Origin of the sequence: Microbacterium sp. LRZ72 (genome assembly GCF_033792225.1) — a bacterium.
GTDB lineage: Bacteria > Actinomycetota > Actinomycetes > Actinomycetales > Microbacteriaceae > Microbacterium.
The window spans coordinates 179,826-199,505 of sequence record NZ_JANGEX010000001.1; the positions used below are offsets into that span (position 1 = coordinate 179,826).

Annotated in this window: 19 protein-coding genes and 4 tRNA genes; 15 read left to right on the forward strand and 8 right to left on the reverse strand. The window is 69.3% G+C overall.

Annotated features, from left to right (window positions below):
- Positions 1 to 3 precede the first annotated feature (3 nt).
- The 4 genes from M4I32_RS00825 to M4I32_RS00840 form a co-directional block, all read right to left on the reverse strand.
- Positions 4 to 2,148, reverse strand: a complete 2,145-nt coding sequence (locus M4I32_RS00825) for a 3-hydroxyacyl-CoA dehydrogenase NAD-binding domain-containing protein (protein ID WP_319032593.1) — start codon at positions 2,146 to 2,148, stop codon at positions 4 to 6.
- Positions 2,149 to 2,157: 9 nt separating this feature from the next.
- The gene (locus tag M4I32_RS00830; protein WP_319032594.1) at positions 2,158 to 3,369 is read right to left on the reverse strand and encodes a thiolase family protein; all 1,212 of its coding nucleotides are present in this window, start codon (positions 3,367 to 3,369) and stop codon (positions 2,158 to 2,160) included.
- A 71-nt stretch (positions 3,370 to 3,440) separates the two neighbouring features.
- Complete coding sequence (locus M4I32_RS00835) at positions 3,441 to 4,646, reverse strand: ribonuclease D (protein WP_319032905.1); 1,206 nt, start codon at positions 4,644 to 4,646, stop codon at positions 3,441 to 3,443.
- 1 nt (position 4,647) lies between these two features.
- Complete coding sequence (locus tag M4I32_RS00840; RefSeq protein WP_319032595.1) at positions 4,648 to 5,244, reverse strand: DUF3000 domain-containing protein; 597 nt, start codon at positions 5,242 to 5,244, stop codon at positions 4,648 to 4,650.
- Between the two features lie 25 nt (positions 5,245 to 5,269).
- Between M4I32_RS00840 and M4I32_RS00845 the strand changes: the two genes are divergently transcribed.
- Positions 5,270 to 6,493 (forward strand): alpha/beta hydrolase, encoded by a 1,224-nt coding sequence (locus tag M4I32_RS00845; RefSeq protein WP_319032596.1) that lies wholly within the window; start codon positions 5,270 to 5,272, stop codon positions 6,491 to 6,493.
- Here M4I32_RS00845 and M4I32_RS00850 read toward each other — a convergent pair.
- From M4I32_RS00850 to M4I32_RS00860, 3 genes are read right to left on the reverse strand one after another with little or no spacing between them, the layout of a single operon-like run.
- Positions 6,450 to 7,190 (reverse strand): dihydrofolate reductase family protein, encoded by a 741-nt coding sequence (locus tag M4I32_RS00850; RefSeq protein WP_319032597.1) that lies wholly within the window; start codon positions 7,188 to 7,190, stop codon positions 6,450 to 6,452. The two genes, M4I32_RS00845 and M4I32_RS00850, sit on opposite strands and share 44 nt — an antisense overlap.
- A 12-nt stretch (positions 7,191 to 7,202) precedes the next feature.
- Positions 7,203 to 7,643 carry a SufE family protein gene (locus M4I32_RS00855; RefSeq protein WP_319032598.1) on the reverse strand — a complete coding sequence of 147 codons (441 nt, stop codon included), beginning with the start codon at positions 7,641 to 7,643 and terminating at the stop codon, positions 7,203 to 7,205.
- 27 nt (positions 7,644 to 7,670) lie between these two features.
- Positions 7,671 to 8,573: a sulfurtransferase gene (locus tag M4I32_RS00860; RefSeq protein ID WP_319032599.1), complete on the reverse strand. Its 903-nt coding sequence runs from the start codon at positions 8,571 to 8,573 to the stop codon at positions 7,671 to 7,673.
- A 157-nt stretch (positions 8,574 to 8,730) separates the two neighbouring features.
- Here M4I32_RS00860 and zapE point away from each other — a divergent pair, with 157 nt between their 5' ends.
- From zapE to M4I32_RS00875, 3 genes are all read left to right on the forward strand, one after another.
- On the forward strand, positions 8,731 to 9,744 hold the full coding sequence (gene zapE / locus M4I32_RS00865) for a cell division protein ZapE (protein WP_319032600.1): 1,014 nt from the start codon (positions 8,731 to 8,733) through the stop codon (positions 9,742 to 9,744).
- A gap of 206 nt (positions 9,745 to 9,950) precedes the next feature.
- Positions 9,951 to 11,174, forward strand: coding sequence for an ammonium transporter (locus M4I32_RS00870; protein WP_319032601.1), 1,224 nt, complete (start codon positions 9,951 to 9,953; stop codon positions 11,172 to 11,174).
- Positions 11,175 to 11,268: 94 nt separating this feature from the next.
- The gene (locus M4I32_RS00875) at positions 11,269 to 11,775 is read left to right on the forward strand and encodes a type II toxin-antitoxin system PemK/MazF family toxin (RefSeq protein WP_319032602.1); all 507 of its coding nucleotides are present in this window, start codon (positions 11,269 to 11,271) and stop codon (positions 11,773 to 11,775) included.
- A gap of 12 nt (positions 11,776 to 11,787) precedes the next feature.
- Here M4I32_RS00875 and M4I32_RS00880 read toward each other — a convergent pair.
- Positions 11,788 to 11,863 (reverse strand) — tRNA-Val (locus M4I32_RS00880).
- Between the two features lie 146 nt (positions 11,864 to 12,009).
- Between M4I32_RS00880 and M4I32_RS00885 the strand changes: the two genes are divergently transcribed.
- The 11 genes from M4I32_RS00885 to ruvB all read left to right on the forward strand — a co-directional run bounded on the left by M4I32_RS00885 (position 12,010) and on the right by ruvB (position 19,635).
- Positions 12,010 to 12,081: transfer RNA gene (locus M4I32_RS00885), tRNA-Gly, on the forward strand.
- Positions 12,082 to 12,130: 49 nt separating this feature from the next.
- Positions 12,131 to 12,204: transfer RNA gene (locus M4I32_RS00890), tRNA-Cys, on the forward strand.
- A gap of 25 nt (positions 12,205 to 12,229) precedes the next feature.
- Positions 12,230 to 12,301 (forward strand) — tRNA-Val (locus tag M4I32_RS00895).
- Positions 12,302 to 12,379: 78 nt separating this feature from the next.
- Positions 12,380 to 14,389 carry a threonine--tRNA ligase gene (gene thrS, locus M4I32_RS00900; RefSeq protein WP_319032603.1) on the forward strand — a complete coding sequence of 670 codons (2,010 nt, stop codon included), beginning with the start codon at positions 12,380 to 12,382 and terminating at the stop codon, positions 14,387 to 14,389.
- On the forward strand, positions 14,386 to 14,946 hold the full coding sequence (locus M4I32_RS00905; RefSeq protein ID WP_319032604.1) for an HIT domain-containing protein: 561 nt from the start codon (positions 14,386 to 14,388) through the stop codon (positions 14,944 to 14,946). Before thrS ends, M4I32_RS00905 begins: the two co-directional genes overlap by 4 nt.
- Positions 14,947 to 14,989: 43 nt before the next feature.
- Entirely contained in the window at positions 14,990 to 15,886 is an 897-nt protein-coding gene (gene pdxS / locus M4I32_RS00910; protein WP_319032605.1) for a pyridoxal 5'-phosphate synthase lyase subunit PdxS, read from the forward strand.
- The gene (gene pdxT, locus M4I32_RS00915; protein ID WP_319032606.1) at positions 15,876 to 16,475 is read left to right on the forward strand and encodes a pyridoxal 5'-phosphate synthase glutaminase subunit PdxT; all 600 of its coding nucleotides are present in this window, start codon (positions 15,876 to 15,878) and stop codon (positions 16,473 to 16,475) included. The genes pdxS and pdxT overlap by 11 nt, the downstream gene beginning before the upstream one ends.
- Before the next feature lie 82 nt (positions 16,476 to 16,557).
- Positions 16,558 to 17,316, forward strand: coding sequence for a YebC/PmpR family DNA-binding transcriptional regulator (locus M4I32_RS00920; RefSeq protein WP_319032607.1), 759 nt, complete (start codon positions 16,558 to 16,560; stop codon positions 17,314 to 17,316).
- A 55-nt stretch (positions 17,317 to 17,371) separates the two neighbouring features.
- On the forward strand, positions 17,372 to 17,941 hold the full coding sequence (gene ruvC / locus M4I32_RS00925; protein WP_319032608.1) for a crossover junction endodeoxyribonuclease RuvC: 570 nt from the start codon (positions 17,372 to 17,374) through the stop codon (positions 17,939 to 17,941).
- 46 nt (positions 17,942 to 17,987) lie between these two features.
- A complete protein-coding gene (ruvA, locus tag M4I32_RS00930; RefSeq protein WP_319032609.1) occupies positions 17,988 to 18,614 on the forward strand; it encodes a Holliday junction branch migration protein RuvA in 627 nt (208 codons plus the stop codon).
- On the forward strand, positions 18,607 to 19,635 hold the full coding sequence (ruvB, locus tag M4I32_RS00935) for a Holliday junction branch migration DNA helicase RuvB (protein WP_319032610.1): 1,029 nt from the start codon (positions 18,607 to 18,609) through the stop codon (positions 19,633 to 19,635). Before ruvA ends, ruvB begins: the two co-directional genes overlap by 8 nt.
- Positions 19,636 to 19,680: the final 45 nt, after the last annotated feature.

Below are 19,680 nucleotides of genomic sequence, written 5' to 3' on the forward strand. Positions count from 1 at the left end.
GCCTCAGCCGGCGATCCCACGGATGGGCGGCTCGTGGAAAGTGCCCCCGAAGACGCGCTCCGACGCCCCCTCGCGGTCGAGGTAGGGCGACGCACCGCCGTCGATGAACGGCCACCCTGCCCCGAGGATGAGGCACAGATCGATGTCCTCGACCTCGGGCACGACGCCCTCGTCGAGCATGATGCGGATCTCGTGCGCCAGTCCGTCCTGGACGCGTCGCAGGATCTCCGCCTCTGCGGCCGGGGTATCGGTGACGGCGCCCTTGAGCACCTTCGCCGCCGGGGACGTCCACCCTGTGACCCGGCCGTGCTTGTCCTTCTCGACGACCTCGGTCAGCTGGGCGAGCTCGTGGAAGTTCGCCGAGGCGTAGAAGCGATCCGGGAATGCCGTGGCCATCGTGTCCTGCACGTGGGCCGCGACCTTCCAGCCCACGAGGTCGATCAGCTGGAACGGCGTCATCGGCAGACCGAGCGGGGCGAAGGCGCGCTCCACCGTGAGCAGCGGGGTGCCCTCGTAGACGGCGCGCGCGGCTTCGCCCATCACCTTGGCCAGCAGCCTGTTGACGACGAAGCCGGGGGCGTCCGCCGTGAGCACCGCGTTCTTTCCCAGGCTCTTCGCGACGACGAAGGCGGTCGACAGAGCCGCGTCGGTGACCGACGGGGTCTTCACGATCTCGATCAGCGGCATGACCGCGACCGGGTTGAAGAAGTGGAAGCCGACGAGGCGCTCCGGGTGCTCGAGCGCCTCGCCGATCTGCTCGACCGACAGCGACGAGGTGTTCGTCGCGAGGATCGCATCGTCGGCGATGATCTTCTCGATATCTCCGAAGACCTTCTGCTTGACGCCGACCTCCTCGAACACGGCCTCGATGACGAAGTCGCAGTCCGCGTACTCGGATGTGTCGGTGGTGCCGCGCACGAGGGCGCGCAGCTTGTTCGCGGTGTCGCCGTCGATACGGCCCTTGCCCTCGAGCTTCGCGATCTCGTCGCGCACCGACGCCACGCCCTTGTCGACGCGTCCCTGGTCGAGGTCGGTGATGAGCACCGGCACCTGCAGCTTGCGCACGAAGAGCAGGGCGAACTGGCTGGCCATCAGGCCGGCCCCGATGATGCCCACCTTCGTGACCTTGTTGGCCAGCGCCTTGTCCGGGGCGCCCACGGGTCGCTTGGCGCGCTTCTGCACCAGGTCGAACGCGTACATGGAGGCGGCGAACTGGTCGCCGGCGATCAGATCCGCGAGGGCGTCGTCCTCGCGCGCGAACGCCTCGGCGCGGGTGCCGCCCTTGGCGCGATCAAGCAGGTCGAGCGCACGGTAGGGCGCCCGGGGGACGGTGCCGATGCGCGTCTCCAGTGTGGTCCGGGCCGTCTTGATCGCGATGGGCCACTTGGCGAGACGCTCGAGCTTGCCGGGTTCATGCGGGCGCTTCACCGTGATCCTCCCGGTGAGAACGCCGTCCGCCCACCGCAGTGAATCCTCGAGGTAGGTCGCGGCGGGGAACAGCGCATCGACGATGCCCAGATCGAACGCCGCCTGCGGCTTCAGCATCCGGTTCTGCTTCAGCGGGTTCGAGATCACGACCTCGAGGGCGTTCTCGATGCCGATCAGATTCGGCAGCAGATAGGCGCCGCCCCAGCCCGGGACCAGGCCGAGGAAGACCTCGGGGAGAGCGAGCGCGGCGGCCGAGGTGTCGAGCGTGCGGTAGGTCGAGTTCAGCGCGATCTCGAGCCCCCCACCGAGGGCGAGGCCGTTGATGAAGGTGAAGGAGGGGACGCCGAGGTCGTCGAGCATCCCCAGCACCTGGTGGCCGCGCTGGGCGATGAGCCGAGCGGTTTCCCGGGAGTCGAGCCTGCCGATGTCGCTGAGGTCCGCTCCCGCGGCGAGGATGTAGGGCTTGCCCGTGATGCCGACCGCCTGGATCTCGCCCGCGCCGGCGCGCGTCTTGAGCGCCGCGAGCTTCTCGCCCAGCTCCTTGAGCGTGGCCGGTCCGAGCGTGTTCGGACGAGTGTGGTCGCGTCCGTTGTCGAGGGTGATGAGCGCGAGGACGCGGCCGCTGGCGAGTGGCACGTCTCGCACGTGGGAGTGCGTGACGACCTCGTCGCCGGCGAGCTCATCGAGGGGGGAGAAGTCGATCTCGTCGTAGTTCGTCATCGCGGGCCCCTACTTCTGCTTCTTCTTCTTGCCGGTGTAGTGCGGGTTCTCCCAGACCACGGAGCCGCCCTGACCGAGGCCGACGCACATCGCCGTGAGGCCGTAGCGCACGTCCGGCCGCTCGGCGAAGTGGGCCGCGAGCTGGATCATCAGGCGAACCCCGGATGCCGCGAGGGGGTGGCCGACGGCGATGGCTCCGCCCCACGGGTTGACGCGGGGGTCGTCGTCATCGATGCCGAAGTGATCGAGCAGCGACAGGACCTGGATCGCGAACGCCTCGTTGAGCTCGAACAGCCCGATGTCGTCGATCGTGAGCCCCGCCTTGGCGAGCGCCTTCTCGGTCGAGGGGATCGGGCCGACTCCCATGATCTCGGGAGCGACCCCGGCGAAGGCGAACGAGACGAGCTTCATCTTGGGCTCGAGTCCCCATTCCTTCACGGCGCCGCCACCGGCGAGCAGACTGACGGTCGCGCCGTCGGTGAGGGGAGACGACGTGCCCGCGGTGACACGGCCGTGCGGTCGGAACGGGGTCTTCAGGCCCGCGAGCCCCTCCATGGTCGTCTCGGGGCGACGGCCCTCGTCCTCGGACGCCAGTCCCCACGCCCCTTCCCCGTCGCGGACGGCGATGGGGACGAGGTCGGGCTGAATCCGGCCCGCGTCGTACGCGGCCTGCGTCTTGTGCTGGCTGCGCATGCCGAAGCGGTCGGCGCGCTCCTTGGTCAGGTGGGGAAAGCGGTCATGGATCCGCTCTGCCGTGATTCCCATGTTCAGGGCGTCCGCGCTCACCAGCTTCTCGGTGAGGAAGCGCGGATTGGGGTCGGCGTCGCCTCCCAGCGGATGCCGGCCCATGTGCTCCACGCCGCCGGCGATCGCCGCGTCATACATGCCGATGCCGATCGATCCGGCCATGGTCGTCACCGAGGTCATGGCGCCCGCGCACATCCGGTCGATTGCGAAGCCCGGAACGGACTGCGGCAGCCCTGCCAGGATCGCCGCGGTGCGCCCGAGCGTCAGACCCTGGTCGCCCTGCTGGGTGGTCGCCGCGATCGCAACGTCGTCGATGCGGTCGGCGGGGACGGCATCATTGCGTTCCATCAGCCCGATCATCGCCTTGACGACGAGGTCGTCGGCCCGCGTGCCCGCGTACATGCCCTTGTCTCCGGCGCGACCGAAAGGTGTGCGCACACCGTCGACGAAATAGACATCCGATATCTCGGTCACTCTGCCTCCAAAGGTGGGTTGGCACCAGCCTAGGAACGTCGCACGGGCCCCGGGAATCGCTTGGGCCGAACCTACGAGACGATTTCGGCCTCGTCCGCGATCGCCTGTGCTGATTCCACAAAGGCATCCGCGATCGTCTGTGCGGTTTCTTCAACCTGCCAGGGCCGAGCGCCGAGATCTGCCAGAGAGCGACCGATCGTCGCCGCATCGATGTCGGCGGGCGGCTCCCATGCGAGCCGCCTCAGAGTATCGGGGGTGAGGAGGTTCTCCAGAGGCATCCGCCACTGCTCCGCGATGTGCTCCAACGCGGGCTTGGCCGCCTTCAGACGGGCATCGGCCTCGGGGTTGCGGTCCCGCCACACGCGGGGTGGCGGCGGACCGTCGCTCGGCACGCGGTCGGGCGGCAGCGTCGTGATCGCCCGTCCTCGCTCGAATGCGTCCCACCAGCGATCCAGCTGGGTGCGGCTTGCCCGGCCGGTGAACTCCTTGATCCCGGCGAGGGCGCTCTTGCTGGCTGGGTCGGCCTGGATGGCCGCCACCAGGGCCCGGTCCGGCACCAGCCTGCCCGGAGCGACGTCCACCTGCTCCGCATACTCCTCGCGTGCCTGCCAGAGCTCGCGGGCGATGGCCAGCGCGCGTCGGCCCCGGACGGTGTGCAGCCCGCTCAGGCGCCGCCATGGGTCCTCGCGCGGAGTGCGCGCGGGGCGATCCAGCACGGCACGGAACTCTTCGTCGAGGATGCGCAGCTTGCCCTGTTCGGCGGCCTCCGCAGCCAGCGCGTCGCGCACATCGACCAGATGAAGCACGTCGAGCGCCGCGTACTCGAGCCACGACGCGGGCAGCGGGCGCGTCGACCAGTCGGCGGCGGAGTGCGCCTTGGCCAGGGTGATGCCCAGCACGTCCTCGACGACGGCCCCCAAGCCCACACGCTCATGTCCGAGCAGTCGCGCGGCCAGCTCGGTGTCGAAGATGCGGCCGGGATCGAGACCGGCTTCGCGCAGCGACGGAAGGTCCTGGCTCGCCGCGTGTAGGATCCACTCGCTGTCGCCGATCGCCTCATCGAGGGCCGTGAAGTCGCCGATGGCGGGCGGATCGAACAGGAACACGCCCGCCCCCCGACGGAATACCTGGATGAGGTAGGCCCGTTGGGAGTAGCGGAAGCCGGAGGCACGTTCGACGTCGACCGCCACCGCGTCGTGGCCGGCGGCGAGTGCGGCTGAGGCCTCGGACAGACCGGCCAGGGTGTCGATGACGTGGGGGGCGACGAGGTCGGCGATCTCAGCCACGCGGCTCCTTTCGCGTTGCGAACAGGGCGACGTCCTCGGACCCCGGCGGCAGCCCCGCGAGCATGCACAGCAGCTCTGCCCACGCATCGACGTGCGGGCCGAACGGCCCGGGTGCCGGCGACCACGAGGCGCGCAGCTCGATCTGAGCGCCGTCGCCTTCGTCGGCCAAGCCGCCGAATCCCGTGGAGAGCGTCTTCGTCGCTGTGCCCGACGGTGAGTGGTAGCCCGCGCCACGCTGATCGAGAGCGTCGACGAGCCACGACCACGCGACCTCGAGAAGGAGGGGGTCGCGGCCGATCTCGGTCTCGAGGGGAGCCTGCGCGAAGCACACCAGCCGCCAGGGGCCGCCCCATTCCTCGGGCTCGGCGGGGTCGTGCAACAGGATCAGCCGCCCTGTTCCGTAGGGCGAGTCCTCGTGCGCGACGGGCGGGCGCACATCGGCCGCGAGCGCGAGCGCCTCGGGAGCGAGGCCGGGCGGCGCAGGGATCTCGCGCACCGCCAGGTCGTCGCGGAAGACGATGTCGTGCACGTCGGCGATGGCGCGCGCGAATGCGGCGGAGAGATCGGGCTCTGCGGGGACGGCGGTCACGCCGACAGACTAAAGTGAGGGCTCGATGATCCCCTCCAGGCGCGCCGACGGTCCCAGTCCTGCCCTGGCGACAGCTCTCCGGCTGACGATCTCGGCGCTCGGCGCCTCACTCGCGGTGCTCGGCGGAGTCATGGCGGTGATCGCCGGCCGGCTCGCGCGACGGGTGGTCACGCCGGCGGTGCGCCAGGCGGACACGGTCCTGCTCGGACTCGACACGAACGCGCAGACCGTGACGCTCTCGCGTACGCCCGACACGCGCCTCCCCGGGCGCTACGGCCTCTTCACATCGGGCAGCGCGTCGTACCTGAAGGTGGGCACCGTACTCTCCGAGACGGATACGGCCGTCACGCGCAAGCTGCTCACCCATATCGCCCCGGACGCCCATCTGTCGCCTCAGGCCGCCTTCAGCGGCTGGTACTTCGACCAGCCGGAGCAGCTGCACCTGGCGTATTCGAGCGAGGCGATCTCCACGCCGGTCGGCGAGTGCCCCGCCTGGCTGTTCCCTCCAGAGCCGGATTCGGCCGCGCAGGACGTGTGGGTCATCCACATCCACGGCCGGGGCACCACGCGTGCCGAGGCGCTCCGGGCGGTCCCGGTCTTCCACGACCTCGGGATCACCAACCTGCTGGTCTCGTACCGCAACGACGGCGAGGCCCCGAGCAGCCGTCACGGCACCTACACGCTCGGCGCCACCGAGTGGCGGGACGTCGACGCGGCGATCGCGTTCGCGCGTGAGCGCGGCGCTCGGCGCATCGTCCTGATGGGGTGGTCGATGGGCGGGGCCGTCGCCCTGCAGCTGGCCCTCACCTCGGCGCACCGAGAGAGCATCACCGCTCTGATCCTCGACTCACCGGCGATCGACTGGGGCGTCGTCCTGCGGCATCAGGCGGGCCTGCACCGGCTTCCCCGCCCGCTCGTCGGTCTCACGCTCGGCGCGCTCGGATCGCGCTGGGCCCGACCCGTGCGCGGCGGCGGCGAGCCGATCCCCTTCGACCGGCTGGATGTCATCGCGCGGGCGGGAGAACTGCGGCATCCGATGCTGATCCTGCACAGCGAGGACGACGGGTTCGTGCCCGCGGACGCCTCTCACGAGCTGGCCCGCGCCCGCCCTGATCTGGTGGCGCTCGAGAGCTTCCGCACCGCCCGGCACACCAAACTCTGGAACTTCGACGAGAAGCGCTGGAGCGCCGCGATCTCTTCGTGGCTCAGCTCGGTGCTGGACGATCCAGCGCGAGCCTCAGGTAGCTGAACCCCGCTTCGTCGACGAGCATCCCGCTCACGTGCGAGCGCGTGTCCGCGTCCACGTCGATGAAGGGTCGCTCCGCGGGGGAGAGCGTGGGGGCCACGCTCACGCACGCCTCGTCCACGGCGCCCGCGCGCACGAACTGGGCGGCGAGCGAGGGCCCGCCCTCGCACACGACGCGCCGGAGGCCGCGATCGCGCAGCCGCTCGATGACCGCTCCGGGATCGACGCGGTGCGACGCGGACGCGTCGTCGTCGGCACCGGCGGAGATCACCTCGATGCTGGTGCCGCGGACCCGCTCCCGAACGCCGTCGACGCGTGCGGGCGGGCAGACGACGAGCACCCTCTCGGCGGCTGCCGCCTCGTCGAAGCGATGGCCGGAGAGGTCTCCCGACCCGGTCAGGATGGCCAGCATCGCCGTGCGCGGGATCACATAGCCTTCGGCGCGCACCGTCTGCGCGCCGACGACGACGACGTCGCACGCTCGGCGGATGACCCCCAGCACCGCCCGGTCCACGGGGCTGGTGAGGGTCTCACTCGTGCCGTCGGCCCCGACCGCGGCTCCTGTCAGGCTCGTCACCATGTTCAGGCGCACGTGGTTCTCGCGAGCCGGCGCGTAGAGTTCCGCGAGCCATTCGCGGCCTTCCGTCGAGGCATGATCCATCGACCGCAGCGTGTGGGGCACGACCTCGCTGATGCGCACGAGCGTGGTCCCTCAGAGCCCGCTCTTGGCGCGCACCTGGCGCTTGGTGCGGCCGAGCATCCCCGTCATGCCGGCGATGCGCAACGGTGAGACCGCACGCGTGAGGCCGATGCTCTGCGGATAGTCGTTCGGAATGTCGAGCACCTCCTGCGCCGACAGCCCGCTGATGCCCTGCACCAGGATGCTGGCGAAACCCCGCGTCGTGGGCGCCTCCGGGGGCGCCGTCGCATGCATCGCGACGGTGCCGGCGTCATCCACGTCGACGATGATGAACACCGGCGACTGGCACTCTTCGACGCGCTCGTACAGCTCCGGGCGATCCTGGAACTCATCGGGGACGGCCGGCAGGCCCTCCGAGAACTCGAGCAGCAGGTGCAGCCGCTCGGGCTCGGGCAGCTCGAGGAAGTCGTCGCGGATCTCGGCGAGGGCGCGGGGCAGGTCGGAAGGGGACATCGAGACCGATTCTCCCACGCCCCGGAGTCAGGAGCGCGGCTCTCCCGGCTCGTCGCCGGTGACGATCGGCACGCGCACGGCGCTGCCCCACTCGGTCCAGGAGCCGTCGTAGTTGCGCACGTTCGGCAGTCCGAGGAGGTGCGTCAGCACGAACCAGGTGTGACTCGAGCGCTCGCCGATGCGGCAGTAGGCGATGACGTCGTCGCCGGCCGAGAGCGACGCGCCGTCGAAGTAGATGTCGGAAAGCTCCGCGCGGGGCCGGAACGTGCCGTCGTCGGCGACCGCCTTGCCCCAGGGCACGCTCTGCGCGCCGGGGATGTGACCGGCGCGCAGAGCGCCCTCCTCGGGGTATGCCGGCGCCGTCGTGCGCTCGCCCGAATACTCCTCGGGAGAGCGCACATCGATCATCGGCTTGCCGAGGTGCTCGAGGACGTCGTCCTTGTAGGCACGCAGACGCGAGTCGTCGCGCTCGACCACGGGGTACTCGCTCGTCCGGGGAGCAGGAAGGTCCGTCGTGATGGCGCGTCCGTCGGCGATCCAGCGGTCGCGTCCACCGTCGAGCAGTCGCACGTCCTCGTGGCCGAAGAGCGAGAACACCCAGAGCGCGTACGCGGCCCACCAGTTGTTCTTGTCGCCGTAGATCACCACGGTGTCGTCGCGTGAGATGCCCTTGCGCCGCATCAGGGCGGCGAACCCCTCGCCGTCGACGTAGTCGCGCACGACGGGGTCGTTCAGCTCGGTGTGCCAATCGACCTTGACCGCGCCGGGGATGTGCCCGGTCTCATACAGCAGCACGTCCTCATCGGACTCGACGACGACGAGGCCGTCGGTCCCGAGCCGCTCCTGCAGCCACGCGCCGGTGACGAGTCGCTCGGGGTGGGCGTAGTCGTCGAACTTGGGCTCCGTGGCGTCGCGCTCGATCGTCGTCATGGCGTCCTCCTCAGTGGTCGTCGTGGTGCTGCGGCCGGATGCCGCCGTGCGGGCGCGCGGCGGCGATAGGCTGTGGCCATCCCCTGAACCCTAGATCGCGGCGCACGCAGACGCACGCCCGCCGTCATCGTGTGACGTCGAAGGACAACCCGGCCCCATGCAGACCGAATCGGCAACGATCCACCTGACCGATCGTCAACCGAGCGTGAGCGGTGCCGAAATGGTGGCGCACCTGGTGCCGCCCCCGCAGTTCGCCGAGGCCACCTTCGATTCGTATCGGGCGGACCCGGGGTACCCATCACAGGCCGAGGCCAAGCAGACGCTGCTCGAGTTCGCCGAGGCGAAGCGCCCCGCCAAGCGCGGCCTTTTCTCTCGGGCGAAGGCGCCCGAGACCAAGCCCGGGGTGTATCTGGACGGTGGGTTCGGTGTGGGCAAGACCCACCTGCTCGCGGCCGTTTATCACGCCATGCCCGCGCGCAGGAAGTACTTCGGCTCGTTCATCGAGTACACGGCCCTGGTCGGGGCCCTCGGGTACGCCAAGGCGGTCGCGCTCTTCCACGGCGCCGATCTGCTGTGCATCGACGAGTTCGAGCTCGATGATCCCGGCGACACCATGGTCATGACAAGGCTGCTCGGTGAGCTGGTCGCCTCGGGGACGAAGCTCGCGGCGACGAGCAACACGCCTCCCAACGCACTCGGGGAGGGGCGCTTCGCGGCGCAGGACTTCCTTCGTGAGATCCACGCGATGGCCGAGAGCTTTCAGACCCTGCGCATCGACGGTGTCGACTACCGGCACCGGGATCTCGACGGACACGCACGCACACTGGCGGGCGGCGAATACGAGGAGGAGCTCGCGGCGGCCCCTGGGACGGCATCCGATGACGCGTTCGGTGACCTCGTCTCACACCTGGCCCAGGTGCACCCCTCCCGATACATCCGTCTGCTGGACGGAGTGTCGATGATCGGCCTGCGCGACGTGTCGCCCTTGGCGGACCAGTCGGCCGCGCTGCGATTCGTCGCCTTTGTGGATCGCGTATACGACGCTCAGCTGCCGATCCGGGCGACGGGCACGACACTGGATGCGGTGTTCTCGGACGAGATGCTGGCCGGCGGCTATCGCAAGAAGTACTTGCGAGCCATCTCGCGCCTGATCGCCTCCACGTCCGCGTAAGCGCTCGTGGGGAGATTTCACCGACTCCTCGCGGCGCAAGGAAACACGATGTTTACACACACGGCCTGTTCGTAACACGTCGGAAACTTACCTCCCCCCCGGCGTGAAACGCGCGGTCGCCACACTGGTGTCACCGCGGATCGCACATCCGACTACCCGAGCAGCATCCGCGGTTCTCTACACACAACACGGATGAGGAACACTTCATGGATAGCGGAAATCTCGCCTGGTTGATCACCGCGTCAGCGCTGGTGCTCTTGATGACGCCCGGAGTGGCGTTCTTCTACGGCGGCCTGGTCAAGGCGAAGAGCGTCGTCAGCATGATGATGATGAGCTTCGGCGCGCTGGGTCTCGTCAGCGTTCTCTGGATCCTGTATGGATTCAACATGAGCGCGGTCGACAGCACGTGGGCGTTCGCCGGCAACCCCTTCTCGGACTTCGGCCTGGCCACCCTCGGCAGCGACGACCTCGTCGGCGCACTGTTCGGTGCCACCTTCGCGATCATCACCGTCGCCCTGATCTCGGGAGCGATCGCCGACCGCGCCAAGTTCGGCGCCTGGATGATCTTCGCGGGCATCTGGGCCACGGTCGTCTACTTCCCGGTCGCCGCATGGGTCTGGGGCGGTGGCTGGATCATGGGCCTCGGCGAGACCTTCGGCTTCGACGTCGGCGTCATCGACTACGCCGGTGGTACGGCGGTCCACATCAACGCCGGTGCGGCTGCTCTGGCGCTCGCGCTGGTGCTCGGCAAGCGCCTGAACTTCCAGAAGGGCATCCACAAGCCGCACAACGTGCCGCTGGTGCTCCTCGGCGCGTCGCTGCTGTGGTTCGGCTGGTTCGGCTTCAACGGTGGTGCTGAGGGCCTCGGCGCTCTGGGCACCGAGGACTCGGTCGTCGGTCTGATCGTCATCAACACCCTCGGTGCGACCGCCGCGGCCATCCTGGCCTGGCTGCTCGTCGAGAAGCTCAAGGACGGCAAGGCCACATCGGTCGGCGCCGGTTCGGGTGCGGTGGCCGGTCTGGTCGCGATCACCCCGGCGTGCGCCAACCTGACGCCCGGCTGGGCCCTCGTGCTCGGCGTCGTCGCCGGTGCCGTCTGCGCCCTCGCGGTGGAGCTGAAGTGGAAGCTCGGCTATGACGACTCGCTCGACGTCGTCGGCATCCACCTCGTCGGTGGCCTCATCGGTACGATCTACCTGGGCTTCTTCGCCATCGAGACGGGCCTGTTCCTCGGTGGTGGCATCGAGCAGCTCGTCGTCCAGGTCGTCGCCGCGGTGGGCGTGCTGGTCTACTCCTTCGTGATCGCCTTCATCCTGGGCTTCGCGATCGAGAAGACGCTCGGCTTCCGCGTCAAGAACGAGGACGAGGTCGCCGGTGTCGACACGGTCGTGCACGGCGAGGAGGGCTACGCCCTCACCGAGCAGGCCTGATCGCCCGCTGAATCGTCTGGAGGGCGTCGCGCATCGAGCGCGGCGCCCTTCGTCGTGCACGGGCGGCGGGGCGCGAGTGGATAGGGTTCACGGCATGGCGAGCGGGCGCGGCATCCTGAGGCGCATCGTCGGCGCATTGTCCCCGCGGCGCGGGGCATCGTCCTCGATCGGCGCGGGGACGCTCGACGTGGCCACGACGACGGTGGCCGTTCCCACGCCGAGCGATCTGCGCCTCTCTTACGCGCCGGATGCGGACGGTGACCCGGATGCGGGTGAGATCGTCTGGACATGGGTGCCCTATGACGAGAACGACGGCCGCGGCAAGGACCGGCCCGTGCTCGTCATCGCGCGCGCGAGCGAGGGGAGGGTCTATGCGCTTCGCCTGACGAGCTCGCCGCAGCTGGACGACCGCGGTTACGTGGCACTGGGTGCGGGGGAGTGGGACCGCGAGCGGCGTCCCTCATGGGTGGACCTCGAGCGGTTCTACAGCGTGCACCCGGCGGGCATGCGGCGCGAGGCGGCGGCGCTGGATCCGGAGCGGTTCACCCTCGTCGCCCGAGCGCTCGTCGCGAGATACGGACGCGGCATCGTCGGTGCATAGCTGAGGAGATTGTGGTGGGCGATGCGGGACTTGAACCCACGACCTCTTCCGTGTGAAGGAAGCGCGCTACCAGCTGCGCCAATCGCCCAGGGCCCCTCGGGGCCGAGTCTCGATGCTACCGGATCCGCGCCCCGAGCAGGAAACCGGCGGGTCGACACGCGACGGCTGCGCGGGTTTGGTGTGGCGTGGGCGATCGGCTAAAGTCGTGTGAGCGCCCCGAGTGATCGGGGACACGCGGATGTAGCGCAGTGGTAGCGCATCACCTTGCCAAGGTGAGGGTCGCGAGTTCGAATCTCGTCATCCGCTCGAGTGGGTCACCCCAGGGTGATCGCGACTCACGGGTCGCACCCAACGCGGTGGCGTGGCCGAGCGGCTAGGCAACGGCCTGCAAAGCCGTGTACACGGGTTCGAATCCCGTCGCCACCTCCACTCACAACTGAATCGCCTTGTACAGGCGCGATTGGCGCAGCGGTAGCGCGCTTCCCTGACACGGAAGAGGTCACTGGTTCGATCCCAGTATCGCGCACAACCACCCCCGGCCTTCGGCCGGGGGTTTTCTTCTGCCCGCGATAGCCTGGAGTCCGGCCACCCCTGGAGAGTTCCCTTGACTGATCTGCGCCCCTCGTCGGACGTGTCCTACCCCGCCGACGGCTTCGCCCTGTTCCCTGATCGCTCCATCGTGGCCCTGCGGGTCAACGGCGAGCTGAAGGACCTGGCGACGACGGTCACCGAGACGGATGCCGTCGAGGCCGTCACGATCGACAGCCCCGACGGGCTGGCGATCCTGCGACACTCGGCCGCGCACGTGCTGGCGCAGGCCGTGCAGCGCATCGACCCCCAGGCGAACCTCGGGATCGGCCCGCCGATCACCGACGGCTTCTACTACGACTTCGGCGTCGAGGAGGCCTTCACCCCCGAGAAGCTGAAGGCGATCGAGAAGGAGATGCAGCGCATCGTCCGCGAGGCCCAGCGGTTCACGCGTCGCGTCGTCACGGAGGATCAAGCGCGTGCCGAGTTGGCCGACGAGCCCTTCAAGCTCGAGCTGATCGGACTCAAGGGCGCCTCGGGTGAGGCGGCCGAGGGCGCGTCGGTCGAGGTCGGCGCCGGCGAGCTGACGATCTACGACAATGTCGACCGCGACGGCGAGACGGTCTGGAAGGACCTCTGCCGCGGGCCGCACGTCCCCACGACGCGCATCATCGGCAACGGCTGGGCGCTCACCCGCGTGGCCGGCGCGTACTGGCGGGGGAGCGAGAAGAACCCGCAGCTGCAGCGCATCTACGGCACGGCGTGGCCCACCAAGGACGAGCTGCGCGCGTACCAGCAGCGTCTCGAAGAGGCCGCCAAGCGCGACCACCGCAAGCTCGGCAGAGAGCTGGACCTGTTCTCGTTCCCCGACGAGATCGGCTCGGGCCTGTCGGTGTGGCACCCGCGCGGCGGCATCGTGCGGCAGGAGATGGAGCAGCACGCTCTCCGCCGCCACCGCGCGGCGGGATATACCTACGTGTACACCCCGCACATCTCCAAGCAGGATCTCTTTCTGCAGTCGAATCACCTCGTGACCTACCGCGAGGGGATGTTCCCGCCCATCCACATGGACGAGGAGCGTGACGCCGACGGCGAGATCACCAAGCAGGGCGTCGACTACTACCTGAAGCCGATGAACTGTCCCATGCACATCCTGATCTTCAAGGAGCGTGCCCGCAGCTACCGCGATCTGCCGATGCGCCTGGCAGAGAACGGCACGGTGTACCGCAACGAGCTCTCCGGCACGCTGCACGGTCTCACGCGCGTGCGCGGTTTCACTCAGGACGACTCGCACCTGTTCGTCACGCCCGATCAGCTCGAAGGAGAGATCACCCGCGTGCTCGAGTTCATCGTCTCGATGCTGCGCGACTTCGGCCTCGACGACTTCGAGCTCGAGCTGTCGATGCGCGACGACGCGAAGGACAAGTGGATCGGGACCGATGAGTTCTGGGAGTACTCCACCAACGCGCTGCGCAACGTCGGGCTCGCCAGTGGGCTCAAGCTCACCGAGGTTCCCGGCGAGGCCGCCTTCTACGGTCCGAAGATCGACCTCAAGACGACGGATGCGATCGGCCGCACCTGGCAGCTGTCCACCGTGCAGGTCGACCCCAACCTGCCCGAGCGCTTCGGCCTCGAGTACACCGACCGGGATGGGCAGAAGAAGCGCCCCATCATGATCCACCGTGCGCTGTTCGGGTCGATCGAGCGCTTCTTCGCGATCCTGCTCGAGCACTACGCGGGCGCGTTCCCGCTGTGGCTCGCGCCCGTGCAGGTCGTCGGCATTCCCGTCGCCGACGAATACGGCGACTACCTGGACGACGTCATCGAGCGCCTGCGGGCCGAGGGCGTGCGGGCCGAGGTCGACCACTCGGACGATCGCATGCAGAAGAAGATCCGCACCCACACGACCATGAAGGTGCCGGTGCAGCTCATCGCGGGCGAGACCGACCGCGCGGCTGGAACAGTCTCGTTCCGCTTCCGCGACGGCACCCAGACCAACGCCGTGCCGATCGACACCGCGGTGACCACACTCACCGCGGCGATCGCGTCGCACGCCCACGTCTCGACCGCCGAGGATCTGGCATGACGGATGCCGACGGCCCGGCACCGGGTGCGATCGACGCCGCGCACCTGGTCGGGGTGCCGGATGAGTTCCAGCGGCTGTGGACGCCGCACCGCATGGCGTACATCCAGGCCGGTCCCCAGCCGCTCGAGGATGCGTGCCCCTTCTGCGCAGCGCCCGAGATGGCCGACGAGGAGTCGCTGATCGTCGCACGCGGCCGTACCGCGTATGTGCTGCTGAACCTGTTCCCGTACAACTCGGGCCACCTGCTCGTCTGCCCCTACCGGCACGTGCCGCTCTACGACGAGGCGACCCCCGAAGAGGTCGCCGAGATCGGGGAGCTGACCCAGATCGGCATGCGCGTGCTGCGGCAGGTGTCGCGCTGCGACGGCTTCAACCTCGGCATGAACCAGGGGCAGCTCGCCGGCGCCGGCGTCGCCGGGCACCTGCACCAGCATGTCGTGCCGCGCTGGTCGACCGACGCCAACTTCTTTCCGATCATCGCCAAGACCAAGGCGCTGCCCCAGCTGCTCGGCGAGGTGCGCGACACCATCGCCGACGCGTGGCCTGCGGCATCCTGAGCGCGGCCGTTTCGGCCACGCGCACGAACTAGAATCGAGAGTTATGACCGAGAGCACCCCCCAGGTCGGATCGTCGCGCGTCAAGCGCGGTCTGGCCGAGATGTTGAAGGGCGGCGTCATCATGGACGTCGTCACCGCCGAGCAGGCGAGGATCGCGGAAGACGCGGGCGCCGTCGCCGTCATGGCGCTCGAGCGGGTGCCCGCCGACATCCGGGCGCAGGGTGGCGTCTCGCGCATGAGCGACCCCGACATGATCGACAGCATCATCGAAGCCGTATCCATCCCGGTGATGGCCAAGGCCCGGATCGGGCACTTCGTCGAGGCGCAGGTGCTGCAGCAGCTCGGCGTGGACTACATCGACGAGTCCGAAGTGCTCTCGCCCGCCGACTACGTGAACCACATCGACAAGTGGAACTTCACGGTTCCATTCGTGTGCGGGGCGACCAACCTCGGCGAAGCGCTGCGTCGCATCAACGAGGGTGCCGCGATGATCCGGTCCAAAGGCGAGGCCGGCACGGGAGACGTCTCGGAGGCGACCAAGCACATCCGCAAGATCACGAGCGAGATCAACGTGCTGCGCTCGATGAGCAAGGACGAGCTGTACGTCGCCGCCAAGGAGCTGCAGGCGCCGTACGAACTCGTGGCCGAGGTGGCCGAGGCCGGCGCGCTGCCGGTCGTGCTGTTCGTCGCCGGAGGCGTGGCGACCCCCGCGGATGCCGCCATGATGATGCAGATGGGCGCCGACGGCGTCTTCGTCGGCTCGGGGATCTTCAAATCCGGCAATCCCGCAGAGCGCGCGGCGGCCATCGTGAAGGCAACGACATTCCACGACGACCCCTCGGTCATCGCCGAGGTCTCGCGCGGACTCGGCGAGGCCATGGTCGGCATCAACGTGGGCGACCTTCCGGCTCCCCACCGCCTCGCGGAACGTGGCTGGTAGCGCGCCGCTCGTCGGAATCCTCGCCGTCCAGGGCGACGTGCGCGAGCACGCGGCCGTGCTGACCGAACTGGGCGCCCGGGTCTCGCTCGTGCGCCGCCCGAGTGAAGTCGAGCACCTCGACGGTCTCGTGATCCCCGGGGGCGAATCGAGCGTCATCGACAAGCTCTCGCGCGCCTTCGGCATCGCCGAGCCCATCCGGGCGGCGATCGCCGGGGGGCTTCCCGTGTACGGCACCTGCGCGGGCCTCATCCTGCTCGCCGACCGGATCGCCGACGGCATCCAAGGGCAGCAGAGCTTCGGCGGTATCGACGCGACCGTGCGGCGCAACGCGTTCGGCACCCAGTCGGACTCGTTCGAGACCGACCTCGAGGTCCCCGTGCTGGGGGAGCCGCCCGTGCATGCCGCGTTCATCCGCGCGCCGGTCGTCGAAGATGCCGGAGAAGCGGTGGAGACACTCGCTGCGCTCGACGGCGGCGGCGTCGTGGCGGTGCGGCAGCGCCATCTTCTCGGCACGAGCTTCCATCCCGAGGTGACGGGGGAGACGCGCTTCCACCGGCTCTTTCTCGAGATGGTGCAGAGCGCGCGCTGAGCCGCCTCGGATCCTGCGAGCGGACCGGGCTGGCCTACAATTCTCGAAGGCCTGCGGGCCGCACGACACGAGCGGGAGAGATATGTCCGGGCATTCCAAGTGGGCGACGACCAAGCACAAGAAGGCGATCATCGATTCGCGCCGCGCCAAGTCGTTCGCCAAGCTGATCAAGAACATCGAGGTCGCCGCGAAGATGGGCGGCGCCGACATGGCGGGCAACCCGACGCTGCAGGACGCCGTGCAGAAGGCCAAGAAGACATCGGTGCCGAACGACAACATCGACCGCGCCATCAAGCGCGGGGCGGGGCTCACCGGCGAGTCCGTCGAGTACACGACGATCATGTACGAGGGGTACGGCCCCAACGGCGTGGCGCTGCTGATCGAGTGCCTGACCGACAACAAGAACCGCGCCGCCGCCGAGGTGCGCACGGCGATGACGCGCAACGGCGGCACGATGGCGGATCCCGGCAGTGTCGCGTACAACTTCGCCCGCAAGGGAGTGATCGTGGTCTCGGGTGAGGACACGACCGAGGACGACGTCATGCTGGCGGTGCTCGAGGCCGGCGCCGAAGAAGTGGAGCCGCACTCCCAGGGGTTCGAGGTGATCACCGAGGCCACCGACGTCGTGGCGGTGCGCCAGGCGCTGCAGCAGGAGGGGATCGACTACGAATCCGCCGACGTCGAGTTCGTCCCCAACCTCAAGGTCGAGATCGACGCCGACACGGCCCGCAAGATCTTCCGCCTGATCGACGCGCTCGAAGACAGCGACGACGTGCAGAACGTCTACAGCAACTTCGATCTCACGCCCGAAGTGCAGGCGCAGCTCGAAGAGGACGAGTGAGCACGCGCGGGCGCGCCTGAGCTCCGCCGCACGGACGGGCGCCTACCGTGAGAGCGTGACTTCGGCCCTGCGCGTCTTCGGCGTCGATCCCGGCCTGACCCGCTGCGGCGTCGGCGTCGTCGACGTGCTGCCCGACCGCTCCGCCCGGCTCGTGCATGTAGGTGTGATCCGCTCGGCAGCCGACGCGAGCGTCGCCGAGCGGCTTGCGGCGATCGCCGCCGGCATCCGCGCCGTGCTCGATGAGCACCGGCCCGACGTGGTGGCGGTCGAGCGCGTCTTCGCCCAGCACAACACGCGCACGGTGATGGGGACGGCCCAGGCGAGCGGTGTCGCACTGCTGCTCGCCGCCGAGCGCGGGCTGCCCGCGCACACGCACACGCCCACCGAGGTGAAGGCGGCGATCACCGGCTACGGCGCAGCCGACAAGCGCCAGGTGCAGTCGATGGTCGCCCGGATCCTGAGTCTGGACACGCCACCGCGGCCCGCGGATGCCGCCGACGCCCTGGCGCTCGCCCTCTGCCACGCGTGGCGGGGCGGGGTGGTGGCGCCAGGGTCCACCGGCCCGCTGACCCCCGCCCAGCGGGCGTGGGCGGATGCCGAGCGCGGTGCGCGAACCGGGCGCTGAGCGTGTCGCTCGAACATAGATACGAGGAGCGGCCTAAGCTCGAGGCATGATCTCCTCTCTGCGTGGCACGGTGCTGCACGCCGACGTCGACGCGATCGTCGTCGAGGTCGGGGGAGTGGGCTTCCACGTCGCCGTTCCGGTCGACTTCGCTCGCAGCGCCCGGGTCTCGGAGCAGGTGGTCGTGCAGACGCACCTGATCGTCCGCGAGGACGCGCTGGCGCTGTACGGCTTCGCGACTCGCGAAGAGCTGGAGGTGTTCGTACAGCTGCTTCAGGTGACGGGCGTCGGACCGCGCTCGGCCTTGGGCGTGCTGTCGCATCTGTCGGTGGATCAGATCGCCTTCGCCGTAGCGTCGGATGACGACGCGCCGTTCCGCAAGGTTTCGGGCATCGGTCCCAAGACGGCGAAGCTGATCGTCGTGCAGCTCGCAGGAAAGCTCGCGCCACCGGCCACCGCTGCGACACGCGCGGGCGCAGCCGCCGCCCCGGATGACGTGCTGGCGCAGGTGACGCAGGCGCTCGTGGGACTCGGCTATCCCGAGCGGGTGGCGTCGGAGACGGCGGCCGACACGGTGCGCGAGGCGGACGAGGCAGATCGCTCCCACGTGGCCGCGCTGCTGCGGCTCAGCCTGGCGGCGCTCGGACCGGCGCGTGGCGGGGCCGCTCGTGGCTGACGACGACGACCGCGATGTTACCGCTGACGCCCTCGAATCGGACCTGGCCGTCGAGGGTGCGCTGCGCCCCACGACGCTCGGGGATTTCGTCGGCCAGCCGAAGGTGCGCGGGCAGCTGCAGCTGCTGCTGGATGCCGCTGCGATCCAGCAGCGGCCCGCCGACCACATCCTGCTGTCGGGTCCGCCCGGCCTGGGCAAGACGACGCTGGCGATGATCGTCGCGCACGAGAGTGGGCGTCCGCTGCGGATGTCGAGCGGCCCGGCGATCCAGCATGCAGGCGACCTCGCCGCCCTGTTGTCGAGCCTCACCCCGGGAGAGGTCCTCTTCATCGACGAGGTGCATCGGATGGCGCGCTCGGCAGAGGAGATGCTCTACCTCGCGATGGAGGATTTCCGGATCGACGTGATGGTGGGCAAGGGCGCCGGGGCGACCAGCATCCCGCTCGATCTGGCGCCGTTCACGCTCGTCGGCGCGACCACGCGTTCGGGACTTCTCCCCAATCCGCTCCGCGACCGGTTCGGCTTCACCGGGCACCTGGAGTTCTACGACCCGGAGGATCTCGAGCGGGTGCTCGATCGTTCCGCCACGATGCTGGGGGTCGGGCTGCACGTCGACGCGCGGGGCGAGATCGCACGCAGGTCGCGGGGCACGCCGCGTATCGCCAATCGCCTGCTGCGCCGCGTGCGCGACTATGTGCTCGTCCACGGTCTTGAGCCCGACCGGGCTGCGGTCCGCGCCGCGCTGGAGCTCTACGACGTCGACGCGATCGGGCTCGATCGTCTGGACCGCGCCGTGCTGGACGCGCTCGTGCGGCGCTTCAGCGGCGGACCCGTCGGGCTGAGCACCCTTGCCGTCGCCGTGGGAGAAGAGGGGGAGACGGTCGAGAGCGTTGTAGAGCCCTTCCTCGTGCGGATCGGCTTCCTCGGGCGTACGCCGCGCGGGCGGATTGCGACGCCGGCAGCCTACGCGCACCTCGGGGTGCCGCACGCGCAGGGCGCGCTCAGTCTCGATGACCTATGATTGCCACAGGCTTCCGCCCCGACCGCGCGCGGCTCTCGCGCGCCC